Below are 18385 nucleotides of genomic sequence, written 5' to 3' on the forward strand. Positions count from 1 at the left end.
TAAACGGGTGAGCGGCATGCCCGCTTTCGGGGGAGCCATCGCGGTCCCCCATTTGGGGGAGAAGCCGGAGATCAGGCCCGGAAGACGGGAACAGCCGCCCCTTCTGCTCCCCCGAAGAGGGGAGCGCCCTCTCCCCCATCGGCGGGTGCAACGCCACCCCTCGGCTGCGGACGATGGAGCGAGCAGCGGAGTCCAGGCCCGGTGTCCTGTCGGGAGCACTGGGTCGGGACGGCCGGGCCGTCCTCCTCGCTTCCGGTGGCCCGGCCTCACATTCCAGCACCAGAGGTAGGTGCCTCGCCATGGCAGGTCGTAGGACATCGGGCCCCGCGCTCGCCACACGCGCCGGAGCCGCCGCGGCGGCGCTGGCACTCGCTGTTGTCGCCCCCGGCACGACCGCCCAGGCTGATTCCGGAGCCCTCCGCGAGTCCGAGTGGGCGCTGACCGCTCTCAAGGCCGAGAAGGCCTGGGACATCACCCGGGGCAAGGGCGTGACGGTCGCGGTGATCGGCACCGGGGTCGACGCCGCCCACCCCGACCTGGCGGGCCGCGTCGTCAAGAGCAAGGATGTCGACGGCGTGCGCGACGAGGGGGGCTCCGCGGCGGTACAGGGCACCCACGCGGCGGGCGTGATCGCCGGAACCGGCCGCAGCTATGCCGGCGACGGCCTGTTCGGGCTCGCTCCGGAGGCACGCATCCTGCCCTTCAGCGTCTACCGCGACAACAAGGCCCTGACCGCCGCGACCGCGAGGTCGATCATGGACGCCGCGCGCCAGGGAGCCGAGGTCATCGACGTCACCGTCGGCTTCCCCCGCCCGAGCGACGACCTCAAGACGGCCGTCGAGTTCGCGGCCGACCGGGACGCCCTGGTCGTGGCCGGTGCGGGCGACACGGGTGGGACCGGCAACGCCAAGACCTACCCGGCCGCCTATCCGGATGTCCTCTCAGTCACCGCCGTCGACAAGAAGGGCGCGCTCTGGCCGGACTCCCACCACGGCAAGGATGTGGACCTGGCCGCGCCGGGTGTCGACATCCTGACCACCGCCCGGAGCCGCGACTACTGGACCGGCTCCGGCACCGCGCTCGCGGCGTCCTGGGTGGCGGGCTCGGCCGCGCTGCTGCGCTCCGAGCACCCGAAGTGGACGGCCGACCAGGTCACCCGGGCACTGACCCGGACAGCCACTCAGCAGGGCAAGGCGAACTGGGATGCGCGGTACGGCTGGGGGGTCGTCGCCCCCGCTGCGGCGCTGGCGAAGCGGGCCGCCTCGTCCGAACCCGTGAGCGCCTTGCAGAACGACCGGGCGGCGAACGCCGAGAGCCGCGCCACGTCCGATTCGTCCGATGCCGGACCGGCGCTGATCGTACTGGCCGTGACCACGACGCTACTCGTACTGACCGTCATCTCATGGCTCCTGATCCGGCGCAGCGTCACTCCGTCGGACGACGACTGACGGCGAGCCGGTTGAGCGGCCCCGTCCCCCAGCGCGCGCGCCCCGAAACACCGGCCCCGGGGCGCGCGCATCCACGTCCTTGGAGGGTGCGGCTGGGGGCCCTGCTGGCCGCTCTCGGCCTCCTTGTGGCGGTCTCCACGGCAGTGACCAACGCCCCGTTCCTCCCTGACCCGCGTACCGGCGCCGCTTTGCCGCCCGCCCTGCCGGAAGCGCGTTTCCCCGCGGCAACCCGTCTGTACACCGCCCCCGACACCCCGGCCGCCCGCTGGGTGCACGAGCACCACCGGGACCCCCGGTCAGCGGTCATCCGGAAGCGCATCGCCTCCTGGCCCCAGGGATCCTGGGTCACCGACGCGGATCCGCAGAAGGTGGAGGGCGAGGTACGCGCCGTGGTCGACGCGGCCCGGGCACGGGGCGCGCTGCCGGTCCTGGTCCCCTATGCCGTGCACCGCCGCGACTGCTCCGGGTACAGCACCGGCGGCACGGGGGACGTTTCCGCCTACCGGAACTGGATCGAGGGCTTCGCCCGGGGAATCGGTTCATCCGACGCACTGGTGGTCCTCGAACCGGACGCGCTCGCGCTCGCCGACTGCCTCAGCTCCCGGGAACGGCGGGATCGGTACGCGGCCCTGTCCCACGCGGGCCGCGTACTGCACCGCGACGCTCCGCGCGCCTCGGTGTACTACGACGCGGGCAATTCCGGCTGGCACTCCGCCCGGACCATGGCCGACCGCCTCCGGCGCGCCGGTGCCACCCGTTACGGGGACGGCATCGCGCTGAACGTCTCGAACTTCAATAGGACCCGTGACGAGATCGACTACGGCTACTCGGTGCTCCGGGAACTCGACAGCGGCCGCCTGAGCATGGTGATCGACACCAGCCGCAATGGAGCCGGACCGGCCCGCGGCAACCGCACCTGCGATCCACCCGGCCGCCGCCTGGGACAGACCCCGACGACGGACACCGGCGTCCGTGGTGTCGACGCCTACCTATGGGTGAAACCGCCAGGCCAGGCCGACGGCTGCGCCGCGGCCGCGGGAACCTTCGACGCGCAGTACGCCTACCGGCTCGCCCGATGACGCGACGGAAACCCCGCATCTTCTCCTGACACGCATAAGAGACGTAAGTAACTAATCGGCCGAATTCGGTCTACCTCAATTGAGGTAGCCCGGATTCGGCCGATTGGCGTGCCCGGAATTCGCTCGGTCGTACGGCGATTTGAACCCGACTCTTTTCCTAGTCTCGTGGGCATGGCAGCGAAAAGCCCGAAGGAGACCGCCGTCCATGAAAAGAGTTCTCGTCGTGGAGCCTCATCCGCACGTACTGACGGCTCTCGCCGAACTCGTGGAAGAGGAGCCGGGATATGAACTCGCCGGCGCCGTCGCCACTATCACCGAGGCAATGTCGCAGATCAGCGACTTGACGCCGGACATCATCCTGGTCGACACGGATACGGCGACCCAGGAATCCCACCGGCTCGGCGAACTGCTTCCCATGGCTTTGCTCGTCCATCTTTCCGCGGCCACCGAGCCACACAAGGAGCGCCCGGACTCGTCGGCGAAAACGCCCTCCATCAGCATTCTCAAGACCGACGCACCCGAATTCCTCAGGAGTCTCACCGCATGAATTCCCCCCTGGAAAACCACACCGACCCGACCACGTCTGTGTCTTCCGAATCGACGACCGAGGGGAAGAAGCGACGCAGCAGTCGACGCCGGCTGACGCTGGGCGTCGCGGGGGCGGCCGTCGCCGTCGCCGCCGTCGGCGGAACCGTCAGCGCGTTTACAGTGGACTCTGTGAGCGGCTCCGGAAAGACCGCCGCGTCCGGGGTGCACGGCCCGCTGCACACCAAGGGCGGCGACATGGTGGACGCCGAGGGCAAGACGGTGGTCCTGACCGGCGTCAACTGGTTCGGCCTGGAGACCGGCACCTTCGCGCCGCACGGCCTGTGGGCCCGCAACCTCGATTCCATGGTCAAGCAGATGGTCGACACCGGGTTCAACACCCTCCGGCTGCCGTACTCCAACGAGCTCTTCGACGCCAAGAGCAAGCCCACCGGCATCGACTTCAAGAAGAACCCCGAGCTCAAGGGCCTCAACGGCATCCAGATCATGGACAAGGTCGTCAAGAGCGCCACCGATCACGGGATGATGGTCATCCTCGACCAGCACCGCCCGGACCAGTACGGCCAGAGCGAGCTCTGGTACACCGACAAGCTCTCCGAGAGCAAGTGGCTGTCCGACTGGAAGATGCTGGCCGACCGCTACAAGAGCAACGACCGGGTCATCGGCGCCGACCTGCACAACGAACCGCGTGGCCAGGCCACCTGGGGCGACGGAAACCCCAAGACCGACTGGAAGATGGCCGCCGAGAAGGCTGGCAACACGATCCACTCGGTCAACCCGGACTGGCTGGTCTTCGTCGAGGGCAATGACAAGTACAAGGACGAGTCCACCTGGTGGGGCGGCGAGCTGCGGGGTGCCAAGGACCACCCCGTGAAGCTCAAGGAGGCCAACAAGGTCGTCTACTCCGCGCACGACTACGGGCCCGGCGTCTACAACCAGAACTGGTTCATGGACAAGAGCTTCCCGAACAACATGCCCGCCTTCTGGGACAAGCACTGGGGCTTCCTCAAGAAGGACAACACCGCTCCTGTGCTGCTCGGCGAGTTCGGCGGTAAGAAGAGCACGGGCAACAGCACCGAGGCCGTCTGGCAGAAGAGCCTGATGCAGTACCTGAAGAAGAACGGCCTCAGCTACACCTACTGGAGCTGGAACCCCAACTCCGGTGACACCGGCGGCGTCCTCAAGGACGACTGGACGACCGTGGACTCCGGCAAGAAGGCACTGGTCGGCACGTACCAGGACCCGCTGCCGCAGTCGAAGGCGGCGAAGTCCTCGCAGTAGTCCCCCGCGCACCGGGGCGTGAGCGGAGAGAGGCCGCGGACATCATGTCCGCGGCCTCTCAGCCGTAGGCGCCCGCTTCCGCCCGGCCGATCGCCCAGGCCGCGTTGACCAGACCGGTTTCCTCCACCGGCAGACCGACCTCGTTCGCGCAGGCGGCGGCCCGCCCGAAGACCTCCCGCGCCTCGGTCCCCTCCCCCATCAGCGCGAGTGCGTGCGCAAGCCAGCGGATCGCGCGGCGAGAGACGCCTTGGCCGGGCCGCGCGTACGCGGCAGACGTGCGCGCCCGGCGCTGACCTGGGGAAAGGCCGGAGCGGCACGGTCACCGGTCCGCCGTGGGGCGTACGGCGCCCCGGCCGTCCGGTGCCGGGCGTGCGGGGATGGCGACCCGGACCCGGGTCCCCTGCCCGAGACGGCTGTCCACCTCCAGCGTGCCGCCCGCCTCACGCGCCCGCTCCCGCATGGAACGCAGGCCCAGGTGGCCGGGGAAGGACCCGCCGGTGTCGAAGCCCACGCCGTCGTCCGTGACGACGAGCGTGATGGTGTCCGGCGTCGTGGACAAGCGGAGCAGGACATGCCGAGCCGCCGCGTGCTGGATGACGTTGTGCAGCGCCTCCTGGGCTATCCGGTAGAGCGCGTGCTTGGTCTCCGGTGCCGCGTCCGGCTCGGCCGAGAACTTCGCCTCGACTGCGACAGTGTGTCGGACGCGCACCTGGCCGACGTACCGGCTCAGAGCGGTGACCAGCCCCTCGGTCTGCAGCGACTCGGGGCTGAGCCGGCACAGAATCGTCCGGACTTCGCTCAGCCCCGCGTCGGTCAGCCGGAGCACGGAGTCGATCGACTGGTGCGCCCCGGTGTCCCCGCGGCGGAGGAGTTCGCGGGCGGTGCGGGCGTTCAGGGCGATGCCGTAGAGGGCCGGGCAGACGGAGTCGTGCAACTCACGGGCCAGATACCGCCGCTCCTCGCGCGTCGCCTGCTCCTGGGCCACGGCCCACAGTTGTTGTGTCTCCACGGCCGCGGCGGCCCGGACCGCGAGGGTCTGGAGCGCCGCGAGATCCTCGGCACCGGGAAGCCGGCCCTGGGGAAACCGGCAGCAAAGGGCGCCGACCGCCTCCTCCCGGCACAAGAGCGGCACGGAGGTGAGGAACTCCCCGGAGACGGGGGCCCGTGGTGCTCGCGCGGGTCCCGGATCCCTGTCCGCCGCCTCCTCCTCGCAGCCTCTGCTCACCGGGGCCGCCGTCGTGATCGCCTCCATCGCCACTTCCACGGGATGGGTGACGGAGCGCTCCGCCTCGCCACAGGGGAGCGGATCGGCGTCGGTGCCACCATGGCCGCCGACCGGACGCAGGCCCGCCCCGGGTTCCAGCAGGTAGACCACGCAGCGCACCGCACCGGTGCGGGTGACCGCCTCGGCGGCCACCGAGTTCAGTGCCTGCCGTACGGAGTCCTGGTCGACCAGGGATCTGCGCCCGCCGAGCCGGTCCAGGTCCTCCTCCGCACGGGACCGCTCGACCGCGAGCCCCGTCGGCCCGGTGAACGGCTCCACGATCCGCAGGTCCTCGGAGGTGAAGGAGCGCCCGCCCCGCCGGTTCGCCACCTCCAGCAGCCCGACGACCCGATCGCGGACCGTCAGCGGCACATCCATGACCGATGCCAGCCCGGCTTCGCGCAGCGCCGTGCGCAGCCTCGACGGCTCCTGGCCGGTGTCGGAGAAGATCCGGGGTCGTCCGCCACGAGCCGTCTCGCGCACCAGCACGGACTCCCCCGGCATCAGAAGGCCGTGTGAAGCCCCGTTCCCCACGCCGTCCACGGCGCACACGGTCGGTGTGTCTCCCCAGTCCAGTGCCAGCACGCGAACCGTCTCCGCGCCGACGGACTCCCGCACCCGGCGCGCCGCCAGCGCCAGCACCTCGTACCCGGGCCCGGACTCGACCACGCTCTTGGTGACCTCGGCGACCGCCCGCTCCCGGCGCTCGTGCCGCCAGAGGGCGCTCATGTCGCGGACAACCACGCAGTAGCCGACCAGATGTGCGTGCGCGTCCCGGGTCGCCGTGATGACTGTCTCGGCCCAGAAACGCGCCCCGTCCGGGCGAAGGCGCCAGGCGTGCTCCCGGTGTCTGCCGAGGCCCGCGGCCGCGTCCAGGGCGCGGGCCGCGCCGCCCGACGCCGCGTCCTCGGGCGGGTAGAGGAGCGAGACGTGCCGCCCCACCAGGTCGGCCGAACCGTGACCGTCCGGGGAGGCGGCGCCCGAGCCGACGCTCAGCACGTGCCCCTGGGGATCCAGCACGAGGAGCACTTCCTCGGGCCTTTCCCCGTACGGCGGCCGCCCGCTCCGGCCGGACGTGGCGTCGGGCATCGTGTCCGGTGCCGCCGGCATCGTGGCGGGAGGGGTGTCCCTCACGCCGACCACCGGAACTCGTCCGTCGCGGTGAGGCCGCGGGCGAGTTCTCCGGCCGGCACGAGCCCCAGCCGCAGCGCGTGGGCGACCGCCTGCGTCCGGCTGTGCACTCCCAGCTTGTCGAAGATGTGGCTGACGTACGTCTTCACGGTCTGCTCCCCGATGCGCAGCTCGCGCGCGATCTCCTTGTTCGCCTTGCCTCGGGCGAGCATGACGAGGACTTCTGTCTCACGCTCGGTGAGACGCTCCGGCTGGGTCGCGTCCGTGACCTGGTCGAGCAGGCGGGCGACGGCGGAGCTGGAGACGTGCGTCCGCCCGGCCCCCACGGCTTTCACCGCGTGCCGTAGCTCGTCGGCCTCCGCGTTCTTCAGCAGGAAGCCCGTCGCGCCCGCCCGGACCGCCGCCATCACCGCACCACCGTCCAGGGCGCTCGTCAGCGCCACGACTCTGACTTCTGGCAGCTCCTGACGGATGTGCTCCGTGGCCTCGATTCCGTCCATGACGGGCAGCATCAGGTCCATCAGCACCACGTCGGGGCTCAGTTCCCGGGCCAGCCGCACGGCCTCCCGTCCGTTGGCCGTCTCACCGGCCACCTCGATGTCGCCGTCAAGGCTCAGGAAGGCGCGTAGTCCTTCCCGGACCACCGCATGATCCTCCGCGATCAAAACATGAACTGCCACTGGTGATCTCCGTCGTCGAGCGCGGCTCACAGCACCCACCACGGGTTGCCCGCGGTACGCGCCCCGAGGCCTACGCGGTCGCCATCGCCCTATGGGTTCATCCCGGTCGCCCGGATACTCAAGGGACACACATAACGAGCATTTCCGGCACACCGGGAACCCGCGGCGGCCCACGCTCATTCCATTCCCCGACCCCGGATCGAGCGGCGGCCGTCGCCACGGAAGGGCTCGCGTGTCGCGACCACGGGGCGCAGGGCGACGGACTTCGCGCTGCCGCACCGGCGGGACACGGCCCGTCCCTCGCCCCGTGTCGCCCTCCACGGCCGCGATGCCGCTGCGCCCCGACGACGGTGATCGCCGTGGGAACGGGCACAGGCTCCGCACACAGGCGCTCCCGCAGTCCCCTGCCCCACACGGTCACACGCTCGACGAGAGGCTCGCAGCGCGGCAGGGCCAGCAGCACCAGCGCCCCGGCAGCCCAACCGCCCAGGGCGTCGCTGAACCAGTGATATCCCTGGTAGACGGTGGTCAGCCCGACCGTCAGCGCGACCAGCGCGGCCAGCACGCCCACTGTCCTGCGACGACGCGTGGCCAGGTATGCCAGCGTCCCCCAGACGACGACACCGTTCGCCGTGTGGCCGGAAGGGAACATGTTGCCGCCCCGGAAGAGCTCGTCGGATCCAATGGCGTGCGCATAGCCGGGCCCCAGGCGTCCGGTGCCGAGTTTGACCGCACCGACACTCAGATTGAGCAGCAGCAGCGCCGCCAGGAAGACCAGCAGGGGGCGCGGGTTCCGGCTCCGCCAGAAGCGCCACCCCAGCCAGGCCAGCGCCACTGTCGCCGACGGCCCGCGCTGTCCTGCGACGACGAGGACGTCCAGCAGCCCTGCCGGCTCGTGCCACTGTCTGTACGGCCGCCACATGGCCACGCGCCAGTCGAGTTCCAGCAGGGGCGACCGGGTGAGCACCCCCAGGAAAACGGCCACGTACACCCCGGCCACCAGCGCGAAGAGAGCCGCCGTACGCCTGCCGAGCACTTCAGGGAAGAGCCTTGCCCGCCACAGGGGGTGAGCGATGAAACCCATGTCGTAACTCCCGGTCCATCGGGAACTTCGACCGCCTAAAACCGGCACAGAGTCCGCACCCGGCACGACGCGACGGCACACGAAAAGGAAGCCCAGCTCGACACTCCCGGAACTCCCGTTTCGCCAAATATATCCCTGTAAGCCCGTTACGACTTTTTGGCCGGTCTCGCCGACCTCGGTGTGACGAGCGTCGCTGGCTCAGCGTCACCAGGCCGTGCCGCTGCCGGCACCACCCCAGTACTGCGAGATACGGCCCGTACGGCCGAGACGATCACGAGCCCGGCGAGGGTCCGCACGGGCAGGCAGGTGACGGCATATCGGGCCGCCCTCATCCGCGTGTGACTATCAGATCGGGCTGTAAAGGGCGCCGAGCCGGTCGCTGAGGCGGAGGTTCTCGGTGTAGTCGACGGGGCAGGCGATCACCGAGACGGCGTCCTCGGCCAGGGCGCGGCGCAGGGAGGGCAGCAGGTCCGCGGCGGTGTCCACGCGGTGGCCGCGGGCGCCGAAGCTCTCGGCGTGGGCGACCAGGTCGGAGTTGGCGAATCCTATGCGGCTGGGCCGCCCGAGTTCCAGCTCCATCCTCCGGTTGATCAGCCCGTACTCGCCGTCGACCAGGACGAGCACGACCAGCGGAATCCGTTCGCGTACGGCGGTCTCCAGCTCCTGGGAGTTCATCAGGAACGACCCGTCACCCACCACCGCCAGCACGCGCTGGTCCGGGCGGGCGAGCTTGGCGCCGATCGCACCGGGAAGGGCGAAGCCCGTGGTGGACAGGCAACTGGAGAGCAGACAGGTGTCCGGCTCGTAGGCCGGGTACAGCCGGGCCATCCACATCTTGTCCGCACCGGTGTCCGCGAGCACGACGTCGTCACGCTCCAGCGCCTCACGCACGTCGGCCACCACACGCTGCGGCACCAGGGGAAATGCCTCGCTCTCGCGGCCGTACGCCAGCTCGTCGGCCAGCAGCGCCCGGATCCGCTCGGCGGCGGTCGTGCCGTGCTCGAAACGGCGCGGTACGGCAACGCTGAGCGCGTCGAGGGCCTGGGCGATGTCGCCCACGACGCCGACCGCCACCGGGTAGTGGGCGTCCACCTCCGCAGGGAAGCGGTGCAGGTGGATGATGCGCTTGTTCCCGTGCGGGTTGATCCGCTCCGGGTCGAATTCCTGCAGCTCGTAGCCGACGCAGACCAGTACGTCGGCCTCGTCGAAGCCGAAGCTGGCGTAGTCGTGACGCATGAGGCCCACCGCGCCGAGCGCATTCGGGTCGTCGTCGGGGAAGACGCCCTTGCCGTGGAAAGTGGTGGCCACCGGCACGTTCAGTCTCCTCGCGAACAGCACCAGCGCCGCGGACGCGCCGCCCCTGGCCGCCCCGTGCCCGGCCAGCACCATCGGGTGGCGAGCGTTGGTCAGCGCCTCGGCGGCCCGCGCCACCAGGGCGGGCGAGGGTGGGTCCGCCCGCACGGTGTTCTGCGGCAGCGGGTCGAGCGAGTTCGTGGGGCAGGCCCCCTCGACGTCCTCGGGGACGGCGAGGAACACGGCGCCCGGGCGTTCGGTCTGTGCGGTGTTGAACGCCTTGCGTACCGTCTCCGGCACCGCGTCGGGCGTGTTGACGCGCGCCGCCCACTTGGTGACCGGGGCGAACATCGGCACCAGGTCGATCACCCGGTGGGACTCCTTGTGCATGCGGGACAAGGCTCCCTGCGCGGCTATCGCCACCAGCGGGGTGCTGTTCGCCGTCGCGTCCGCGGTGCCCAGCAGGAGGTTGACCGCGCCGGGCCCGAGCGTCGCGGAGCACACACCCGCCCGGCCGGTGAGCCTCCCGTACATCTCGGCCATGAACGACGCGCCCTGCTCGTGCCGGACCAGGACGTATCGGATCGAGGAGTTCGCGAGTGCGTCGGCCAGGCGGACATTCTCGTCGCCGGGAATGCCGAAGACGTAGTCCACCCCTTCCGCCTCCAGGCAGCGGACCAGCAGACAGGCGGCGTTCTCCAGCTCGATGCCGCCGTACTGGCCGTCGAAGGGCATGGAGGCTGGGGAAGCGCTCATGGGCCCAGCGTAGGAAGCACTGTGACAGCGGGCCCGTTCGCGCGGCCCGGTCGGGTGAGGAGATGCCAACCGGGGAAGTCCCCTCTCGGCCCGGCGTGGGGAGCGGACTTCACGACTCCGCGGGTCCATGTGGCGGTGCGGCCGGCCGAACAGAGCAAAGAGCCGCACGGTCCGCATGGCTGCAGCACGCACCGCACGCTGGTCCTGTCCCTTCGGCGCTCCTCGCTCACCAGCTCACACGCCGCGCGGGCAGTCCCGCGGCAACGTCGCACGCACCACACCACCGCGGGCCCGGAGCACTCGCCGGTCACGCACGACGAGAGTGCCCGCGACCACGTCCCCCAGCCGCTGGCGACGGGCAGACAGACGCATCGCGATCAGTCCGACCAGGCCGTCCACGACGAGCAACAGCAGACGGGCGACGGCGTCCCGCGTGGTCAGAGGCGACCGGTCGGCCCTGACCACGCGAAGGCCGAGCAGCCGCATCCCCCAGGTCTGGCCGGTGCCGACCGGACGCAGGACCCAGTACCAGAACAAGGTGAGAAGCCCACACAGGAGCCCGGCGAGCACCGCCCAGGCGGTCGTACCGCTGTCGCTGTTCGCGCCGATGCCGACGAGCAGGGTCAGGGGCAGCACGATCAGCGCGGAGATCAGGACGTCCAGCACGTACTGCACGACACGCCGCCCCACCACCTCGGTGTCCCACGCGTCACGGCTGGGCAGGGCCGTCGCCATCACAGACCTCCTGACGGAGCGGTGATCTCCTGCTCCCAGCGTGCACGCCGACGGCTGTCCCGGCATGCCGGGACAGCCAGGCGGAGGACGACGCGCACGACTGGCCCCGTACCGGCCGAGCGCCCCGAGAACCGTCAGACCGTGCCGCGGACGGCGGCACCGACGAGCGGCTCTCCGGCGACTGGGGGCAGAGGCACCCAAGGGCTGCTGTCAAGTTGTCCGGTCATGCAAGAGGAGGGCCGGGAGACCCGGCCCTCCTCGTTCGACCTATGCGGTCACAGACCTTCGTATCAGGCCTGGTCGTCCAGGTAGGAGGCCACCCACGCCAGCGGGGCGTTCCAGTTGATGGTGATCTCGTTCGTGGACCAGGACTCGATGTCGTCCATGTAGCTCTTCGCCGGGGCGCTGCCCTTGAGCTTGGTCTGGGCGAGCGGGTCGTCGATCGACGAGTTCGGACCGCCCGCCACGGCGCCGGGGGCCGGCTGCGGCAGCTTGGCGTCCTTCTGCTTGGCCCAGAAGCGGTGGTGCTGGTTGTGCGCGTACCGCTCGCCGTAGCCGGTGACATACGACAGGCCCATCGGGTTACGGCCCAGTATGTAGTCCATGCCGCTGGTCACCGCGTCGCGGTACTTGCGGTCGCCGGTGATGTCGTGGGCGGTGGCGAGGACGACCATGTTGTTCAGCACCTGGCCGTTGGAACCCCACTGGTAGCTGCCTCCGTCGGGGGCGTACGGGACGCCGTACCCGGCGTTGCGGGCGGCGGCGGCGTAGCGATCGGCGGCCTGGGTGACGGTCTTGCGTACGGCCTTGGTCTCGGCCCCGCCCAGCTTGTTCGGCACGGTGGCCAGGTCCAGGGCGCCGAGCCCGCCGACCGACTGCCAGGAGACACCGCCGCTCGGGAAGAGCGCCTTGGTGTCGTTGTGCAGCGGGGACTTCACCACCTCCTGGCGGTACTCCTTGTCCCCGGTGGTGATGAACAGCTCGGACGCGGCCCAGTAGAACTCGTCCTTGACGTTGTAGTCGCTGTAGGCACCGCCGCCGGTGGCGTCGCCGGGGTCGGCGTACATCTCCGGGTGTGCCTTCGCCGCGTCAAAGGCGACGCGCGCCGCCTTCAGGGACTTGGCGGCGAACTCCTTGTCGTACGGCTCGAAGAGGCGGGCGGCCTGGGCTGCGGTCGCCGCAAGGTTGAGGGTGGCCGCGGTGGACGGGGCGTGCAGCTCGCGCTTGCCCTCGCTCTTGTCGGCCCTCAGCGGCAGGCCGGACCACTGGCTGTCGTGGACCTTGTGGTGGGCCATGCCGGCGAGCTTCTCGCCCTTGGGCACCTGCATCTTCAGCAGGAAGTCCATCTCCCAGCGAGCCTCGTCCAGGATGTCGGGGACGCCGTTGCCCTGCTCGGGCACGACGAGCCGGCCGTCGCCGAGGGCGTCGGCGTCGGCGCCCTTCGCGTGCTGGGTGCGCTCGTAGCTGGACATCAGCTGGGCGACGGAGATACCACCGTTGACCACGTACTTCCCGTAGTCGCCCGCGTCGTACCAGCCGCCGCTGACATCGAGGGAGTAGTCGCAGACCTTCGGCTGGCAGGGCACCTTCTCGTCGCTGGACGCCGCGCCGTCGACGTGGCCGGCAGGGCGGGCGTACTCCTTGCCGACGAGGTCGGCGTCGATGCTGATGCCACTGCGGTTGTGGTAGAAGTACGCGAGCGAATCGGTGCGCAGCTGCGAGTACAGATCGTCGGCGATGGTGAACGGCTCGCTCTTGTGACCGTCGACAGTGACGCTGTAGCCCTGACCGCTCTCGGTGACGTCGCTGAAGTCGAAGGTATGGACGTTCTCACCGGAGGACTTGTCCACACCGCCGGGTGTGGTCATCCCGTGAGCCACTTCCTTGCCGCTCGCGTCCTTGAGGGACCAGGCCAGCGGCTTCTTGGCCTTGGTCGCGACCGTGCCCTTCTTGGGGCTCTCGGTCTGGTAGCCGACCTGGTTCACCCGCACGGTCGGGGCGGGGCCGGTCTTGGAGGCTGCGGGCTTGGAGATCTGCGGCTTGGCCGCCGCGGCTGCGCCCGCCTCGGAGCCGAAACCGGAGGCGACGACGGGGACCGCGATACCGCCGGCCAGCACACCGGCCACGGTCGCGACCGCCAGCCTGCGGCGTCCGCCACGGTTGAGGCGGTCGAGTACACGGGGCATACGGGGGAGCGGGCGAGACACCAGGAGGGTCCTTCCGAAGGTCGGGTGCAAGAGATCCGCGGCTTTGCAACCGCTCCACCGACGGTAGAAGGGGGCCCTGCCCTCAATCACCGTACGCGCGAGCGAAGTTGAGACCCTTCGATCGAAGGGCAGGCGCCTACCTCAATTGAGGTACGCGCCTGCCGGCGCCCGGCAAGGACGGTTGCCCAGCGATCTTCAGAGACCCATCGGGTCGCTTTCAGTGACTGATCCAGTGCGCAGGGGGACGCGATGGTGGATCGAGGCGGTGCTCAGGACGGCGCTGAAGGACGCGACAGCCGGACTGGATCCGAGCGCCCCGGTGTATGTGCGGCCTCGCCCCCTCCGCCTCCCGCTCGGTCGCGGACCGTTGCCCAACGTGCACGCCACGCGTCCGCAGAGTGTGATGGATGGGATGGATGTACATGGATCAGCCCCGATGGAGTGCTGGGCCTCTCCAGAGGGGCGGAGAGAGTCACTGATGACGAGCGTGAGCCAGGACGCAGAACGGCTGGATTGCGGGCCAGCGAATGCCTCGGCAGGAACGTGGCCGAGCCCTGGCTCCCCCGCCCGAGGCACTTCCGGCCTGAGTACCGCCCAAGCAGCAGGGCGTACGGTCGACGTCCTCGGCGAAGAGACCCACAACCGTCCCGTACGTCACCGTGCCGGCGGCATTCCGGCCGACCTTCCGCGCGGACACGAAATGACCGCGGCTGCGGGCTGCACCATGGCTGAGGCTGATCGTCGTCCGCTCGGGTGTATGCGCCTGCCCCGCCACGACTGCGCCAGGAGTGGCTCGTGAAGATCTGTGTGATGCGTCTGCGGCTGTGTCCGGCCGTACTCGCCCTGCCCGTCGTCCTGGCGACCGGCTGCGGTGAGGGCGCGCAAGGCCGGACCTGTCCCGACGGGACGGGCAAGGACCTGTCGGGCCGTGCCGTCGCGGGGGTTGAGCTGTGGCAGAAGACGCTCCGGTGCGTCAATCTGGAGGGCTCGGCACTGACAGGCTCGGTGTCCGAGGCGAACCTGAGCCGCGGCAACCTCTTCGGGGCGCAGCTGGCCGAAGTGTCGCTGGAGAGCGTGGACCTGCGTGACGCGGATCTGCGCCGCGCCCGGCTTGCTTCCGCCACTCTCGGCGAGGTCGACCTGCGGGGTGCCGACCTCGGCACCGCTGTGCTCGACGAGAGCCTGCTCACCAACGTCAGCTTCGAGGGGGCGAAGCTCCGTGGTGCGACACTGCGCTCGGTGACGCTCACCAACGTCGACTTCGGCGACGCGGATCTGAGCGACGCGGATCTGGCGGGTGCCACCCTGTCCGACACGACACTGCGCGGGGCACGACTGGACGGGGCTGACCTCTCGCACACGAGTTGGGACAACGTCGTGTGTCCGGACGGCACCAAGTCCGTCGGTACGCGCTCCTGCGCCGGCCACCTTGTCCCGGCGTCCTGAGGGCCGGCCAGGCTCACGAGGGCGTACGAGCCTGCTGGTGAGCGGATCGACGCGGCTCGCGACCGGCATGTCCTCCGGCTCAGGCGCGACGACGCCACACCGGGTGGCCGAAGGCAGGCCGGAGCCAGAGGTTCACCCACCCAGGCAGTCACAGAGAGTCGTTACCCTCACGGCAAGTCGCCAGCGCAAAACGGCCAGGTCGCACCCTGGACCCTGGATAGGACGCGAAGGGCGCTCAATTCCGCACAGAAGCGCAGGTCAGAGCACCTACTTGCGAAGATCTCCGCAGGTCGGCGAGACATCCGCCGCCAGAAGACCGTCCGTCAACCGCGTGCGTCCTGTATCCCGCCCCTGAGAGTGGGCCTGAGCCGGTACCCCTTGCCGAGACCGCTTTCCGCCCTACGGTCTGTCGCATGCCCGAACCAGGAGCCTCCCCTCTCCGCCAGGCGCCTCCCCCGGCGCGCTCTCCGCTGTTCCACGCCGAGCAGTTCGTCTGGCTGACCGCGCGCGTGCTGGAGCAGCGCCTCTTCGCGTACCACTTCCTGAACGGCGCCGCCGACCCGGTGGAGACCGCGCTGGACGCGTACCGCAACGACGACGGCGGCTACGGCCACGGTCTCGACCCGGATCTGCGGGGTCCGGTCAGCCAGCCGCGGCACGCCTGCCACGCGCTCCAGGTGCTGGACGCGATCGGGCGGTGCGGCGGACAGCGCGTGGACCGCGTCTGCCGCCATCTCACCTCGGTCTCGGCCCCGGACGGCGCTCTGCCGGCCGTCCATCCCAGCCTGCGCGGCTATCCGGCGGCGCCGTCCCTGCCGGTCGTGGAGCCGCCGCCCAGCTCGCTCCTGGCCACGGGGCCGGTGGTGGGCCTGCTGCATCGCAACGAGGTCTGGCACGCGTGGCTGTTCCGGGCCACGGACTTCTGCTGGCAGGTGGTCGAGTCCCTGGAGAAGTCGCATCCGTACGAGGTGGAGGCGGCGGTGGCCTTCCTGGACTCGGCTCCCGACCGCCCGCGCGCGGAGGCGGCCGCCGACCGGCTGGGCCGGCTGGTGCGCAGGCAGCGCCTGGTGGCACCGGAGCCGAGCGGCGCCGACGGTTCCCCGCTCGCGGAGGACGCGCCCCACTTCCCGCACGAGTACGCGCCCCGCCCCGACTCCCTCGCGCGCGCGTGGTTCACGGACGCGGAGATGGGCCGCTCCCTCGAGCGGCTCGCCGGCGATCAGCAACAGGACGGCGGCTGGCCGACCCGCCGCCACCGGTGGGCGCCCGGCATCACCCTGGAGACCCGCCCGATGGCGACGATCGAGGCACTGCGCACCCTCAGGGCGTACGGCCGCCACGTCGGCTGACCGGCGTCCCGCGCCTCAGCGCCGCTGTCAGCCCCCGAGGGCCCGCACCCCCGACGTCACCAGGACGGCCGCAGCGACGACGAGCAGGAAGGGCGCCCGCAGGATCAGCATGACGGCGGCCGCGGCGAGGCCGCCCACGCGCGCGTCCAGGACGAGCTCCCGCCCGTCGGCGAACGTCTGCTGGGCGGTGAGCGCGGCCAGGAGGGCGACCGGCAGCAGGGCGGCGAGGCGCCGCACGAGGGGCCGTTCCAGGGCGCCCGCGGGCACGAGGAGCCCGATCAGCTTGACGGCGTAGCAGCCGAGCACGGTGGCGGCGATCGCGATCCAGACGTTCACCGTCCCTCCTCCGGTATCTCGCCCCGGCGGCCCCGCGCCCACAGCACCACCGGTGCCGCCAGCGCGGCCACGAGGACCGGCACACCGGCGGGCAGGACGGGCAGCAGGCCGAGTCCCAGCACCACGGCCAGACCGGCGACGGCGCGTTCGGTCGTGGACTTCAGCATCGGTGCGAGCAGCGCGAGGAAGACCGCGGGCCCCGCCGCGTCGAGCCCCCAGGCGTCGGTGTCCCCGATGGCCTCGGCGCCCAGGGCTCCCAGCAGGGTCGTGAGGTTCCACAGCACGTACAGGCTCAGCCCGGTCACCAGGAACCCGATCCGCGCGCTGCGCCGGGTCGGTTGCGCCAGCGTGACGGCGGTCGTCTCGTCGATCACCCACTGGGCGGCGAACGGCCGCATCGCGCGTGTGAGACGCAGCACCTGCGACAGGCGCAGCCCGTAGAAGGCGTTGCGCACGCCGAGGAAGAAGGCGCCGGCGGCCGCGGTCAGCGGGCTGCCGCCCGCCGCGAGCGCCCCGACGAGCGCGAACTGGGAGGCTCCCGTGAACACCAGCAGGCTGAGCGCGCAGGTCTGCGCGAGCGTGAGTCCGCTGCCGGCGGACGTCACTCCGAAGGCGAAACCGGACAGTCCGACGGCGACGCCCACACCGAGGGCGTCCCGCACCACGGCGGCGTCGGGTTTGTCCCGGCCGTCGTCGGGGTCCGTCTCAGGGGCGCGGTCCGGATCCCCGTCCCGTTCGGGGTCCGGGTCCGGATCTGTCCTGGGTCCTGCGAGGGCTTTCCGTTCTGACACGCCCGCCACGCTAGGACGGCTCCCGCCAGGCGTCTTGTACGTTCTTGCGCTCGCGTTGGTAGGCGCCGGGCGGTACGCCGACGATTCGGCTGAAGTGCCGGTTGAGGTGGGGCTGGTCGGTGAAGCCCACGGCGAGCGCGGCCTCGGCGGGTGAGACGCCCGCGTCCAGCATCCGGCGGGCGCGCCGCACGCGCGCGTCGGTCAGCCAGGTGTGCGGCGGCATCCCGTAGGTGTCCCGGAACGCCCGCAGCAGGGCGAACGGGCCGGTGTCCAGGTCGCCGGCGAGCTGCTCCAGGCTGGGCGGCTCGGCCATGCGCCGTTCGAGCACCTCACGCGCGTGTGCCGCCACGCGGGCGCCCGCCGACCGCACCTCGCGCTGCGGCAGCGGGCCACCGTTCAACCGCAGCAGCCGGGTCACGGCGACCCGCAGCAATGTGTCGGCGGCGAGCGCGTTGCCCTCGTCGGCGGCCCGCAGCACCTGGTGCACCAGGGACACGGCGTACGGATCGTCCAGCACGGGCCGCACGAACCCGGGCGTCCCCTTGATCGACGTCGTCTCGGCGGCGATCTCGGCGACGACCCGCGGCGAGGGGTAGACCGCCCCGTACCGCCAGCCCTCGGGGACACCCGCCCGCCCGGTGTGCGGCGTGTCCGGGTTGACCAGAGCGAGCGCCCCGGCCCCGGCGTACTGGTCTGCGCCCCGGTGGTGGAAGACCTCCACGCCGTCGGCGATGGCGGCGATCACGAAGTGCTCGTGGGTGTGCCGCACGAACGCCTTGCGGATGTAGTGGGCGCGCAGCAGGTCGACGTCGGGCAGCTCGGCGTACCGCCAGTGCCGCGCCTTCTCACCCTGCCCTGCCATGCCCCCATTGTCCGTGACCTGCGCCGCTGTCTCGCCCCCACCCCGCCTCCGCACCCGTCCGAGCCGCTCCTCCGCCGGCCGGAGAGACCCGCCCGCG

At 71.0% G+C, this 18385-nt stretch carries 15 protein-coding genes and 1 pseudogene; 6 read left to right on the forward strand and 10 right to left on the reverse strand.

The window, feature by feature from the left end:
- Positions 1–299 precede the first annotated feature (299 nt).
- The 4 genes from ACFRAC_RS17715 (at position 300) to ACFRAC_RS17730 (ending at position 4354) form a co-directional block, all read left to right on the forward strand.
- Positions 300–1448, forward strand: a complete 1149-nt coding sequence (locus ACFRAC_RS17715; protein ID WP_382924802.1) for a S8 family serine peptidase — start codon at positions 300–302, stop codon at positions 1446–1448.
- Between the two features lie 86 nt (positions 1449–1534).
- Complete coding sequence (locus ACFRAC_RS17720) at positions 1535–2527, forward strand: glycoside hydrolase family 6 protein (protein ID WP_382924803.1); 993 nt, start codon at positions 1535–1537, stop codon at positions 2525–2527.
- Between the two features lie 205 nt (positions 2528–2732).
- On the forward strand, positions 2733–3074 hold the full coding sequence (locus ACFRAC_RS17725; RefSeq protein ID WP_382924804.1) for a response regulator transcription factor: 342 nt from the start codon (positions 2733–2735) through the stop codon (positions 3072–3074).
- A 170-nt stretch (positions 3075–3244) separates the two neighbouring features.
- Positions 3245–4354, forward strand: a complete 1110-nt coding sequence (locus tag ACFRAC_RS17730) for a glycoside hydrolase family 5 protein (RefSeq protein WP_382924805.1) — start codon at positions 3245–3247, stop codon at positions 4352–4354.
- Positions 4355–4412: 58 nt separating this feature from the next.
- On the opposite strand, the gene ACFRAC_RS17735 is transcribed toward ACFRAC_RS17730, so the two are convergent.
- The 7 genes and pseudogenes from ACFRAC_RS17735 to ACFRAC_RS17765 all read right to left on the reverse strand — a co-directional run.
- Positions 4413–4553: a hypothetical protein gene (locus tag ACFRAC_RS17735; RefSeq protein WP_382924806.1), complete on the reverse strand. Its 141-nt coding sequence runs from the start codon at positions 4551–4553 to the stop codon at positions 4413–4415.
- A gap of 120 nt (positions 4554–4673) precedes the next feature.
- Positions 4674–6638: a GAF domain-containing protein gene (locus ACFRAC_RS17740; protein ID WP_382924807.1), complete on the reverse strand. Its 1965-nt coding sequence runs from the start codon at positions 6636–6638 to the stop codon at positions 4674–4676.
- 110 nt (positions 6639–6748) lie between these two features.
- Positions 6749–7471 carry a response regulator gene (locus ACFRAC_RS17745; RefSeq protein ID WP_382924808.1) on the reverse strand — a complete coding sequence of 241 codons (723 nt, stop codon included), beginning with the start codon at positions 7469–7471 and terminating at the stop codon, positions 6749–6751.
- Between the two features lie 76 nt (positions 7472–7547).
- The gene (locus tag ACFRAC_RS17750; RefSeq protein WP_382924809.1) at positions 7548–8513 is read right to left on the reverse strand and encodes a phosphatase PAP2 family protein; all 966 of its coding nucleotides are present in this window, start codon (positions 8511–8513) and stop codon (positions 7548–7550) included.
- 345 nt (positions 8514–8858) lie between these two features.
- Positions 8859–10541 (reverse strand): acetolactate synthase large subunit, encoded by a 1683-nt coding sequence (locus ACFRAC_RS17755; RefSeq protein WP_382924827.1) that lies wholly within the window; start codon positions 10539–10541, stop codon positions 8859–8861.
- 255 nt (positions 10542–10796) lie between these two features.
- A complete protein-coding gene (locus ACFRAC_RS17760) occupies positions 10797–11297 on the reverse strand; it encodes an RDD family protein (protein ID WP_382924810.1) in 501 nt (166 codons plus the stop codon).
- A 290-nt stretch (positions 11298–11587) separates the two neighbouring features.
- Positions 11588–13288 (reverse strand): annotated as a pseudogene (locus tag ACFRAC_RS17765) (glycoside hydrolase family 9 protein); the annotation flags it as partial.
- A 1011-nt stretch (positions 13289–14299) separates the two neighbouring features.
- Between ACFRAC_RS17765 and ACFRAC_RS17770 the strand changes: the two are divergent.
- Together ACFRAC_RS17770 and ACFRAC_RS17775 are read left to right on the forward strand one after the other, a co-directional pair.
- Positions 14300–14950 carry a pentapeptide repeat-containing protein gene (locus ACFRAC_RS17770; RefSeq protein WP_382924811.1) on the forward strand — a complete coding sequence of 217 codons (651 nt, stop codon included), beginning with the start codon at positions 14300–14302 and terminating at the stop codon, positions 14948–14950.
- 413 nt (positions 14951–15363) lie between these two features.
- Positions 15364–16299, forward strand: coding sequence for a hypothetical protein (locus ACFRAC_RS17775; RefSeq protein WP_382924812.1), 936 nt, complete (start codon positions 15364–15366; stop codon positions 16297–16299).
- Positions 16300–16326: 27 nt separating this feature from the next.
- Here ACFRAC_RS17775 and ACFRAC_RS17780 read toward each other — a convergent pair whose 3' ends face one another.
- The 3 genes from ACFRAC_RS17780 to ACFRAC_RS17790 form a co-directional block, all read right to left on the reverse strand.
- A complete protein-coding gene (locus ACFRAC_RS17780; RefSeq protein WP_382924813.1) occupies positions 16327–16635 on the reverse strand; it encodes an AzlD domain-containing protein in 309 nt (102 codons plus the stop codon).
- Positions 16632–17300: an AzlC family ABC transporter permease gene (locus ACFRAC_RS17785; RefSeq protein ID WP_382924828.1), complete on the reverse strand. Its 669-nt coding sequence runs from the start codon at positions 17298–17300 to the stop codon at positions 16632–16634. Before ACFRAC_RS17785 ends, ACFRAC_RS17780 begins: the two co-directional genes overlap by 4 nt.
- A gap of 136 nt (positions 17301–17436) precedes the next feature.
- Positions 17437–18288 carry an AraC family transcriptional regulator gene (locus ACFRAC_RS17790; RefSeq protein ID WP_382924814.1) on the reverse strand — a complete coding sequence of 284 codons (852 nt, stop codon included), beginning with the start codon at positions 18286–18288 and terminating at the stop codon, positions 17437–17439.
- Positions 18289–18385 lie beyond the last annotated feature (97 nt).

Source organism: Streptomyces sp. NPDC056628, from assembly GCF_042792555.1.
Lineage (GTDB): Bacteria > Actinomycetota > Actinomycetes > Streptomycetales > Streptomycetaceae > Streptomyces.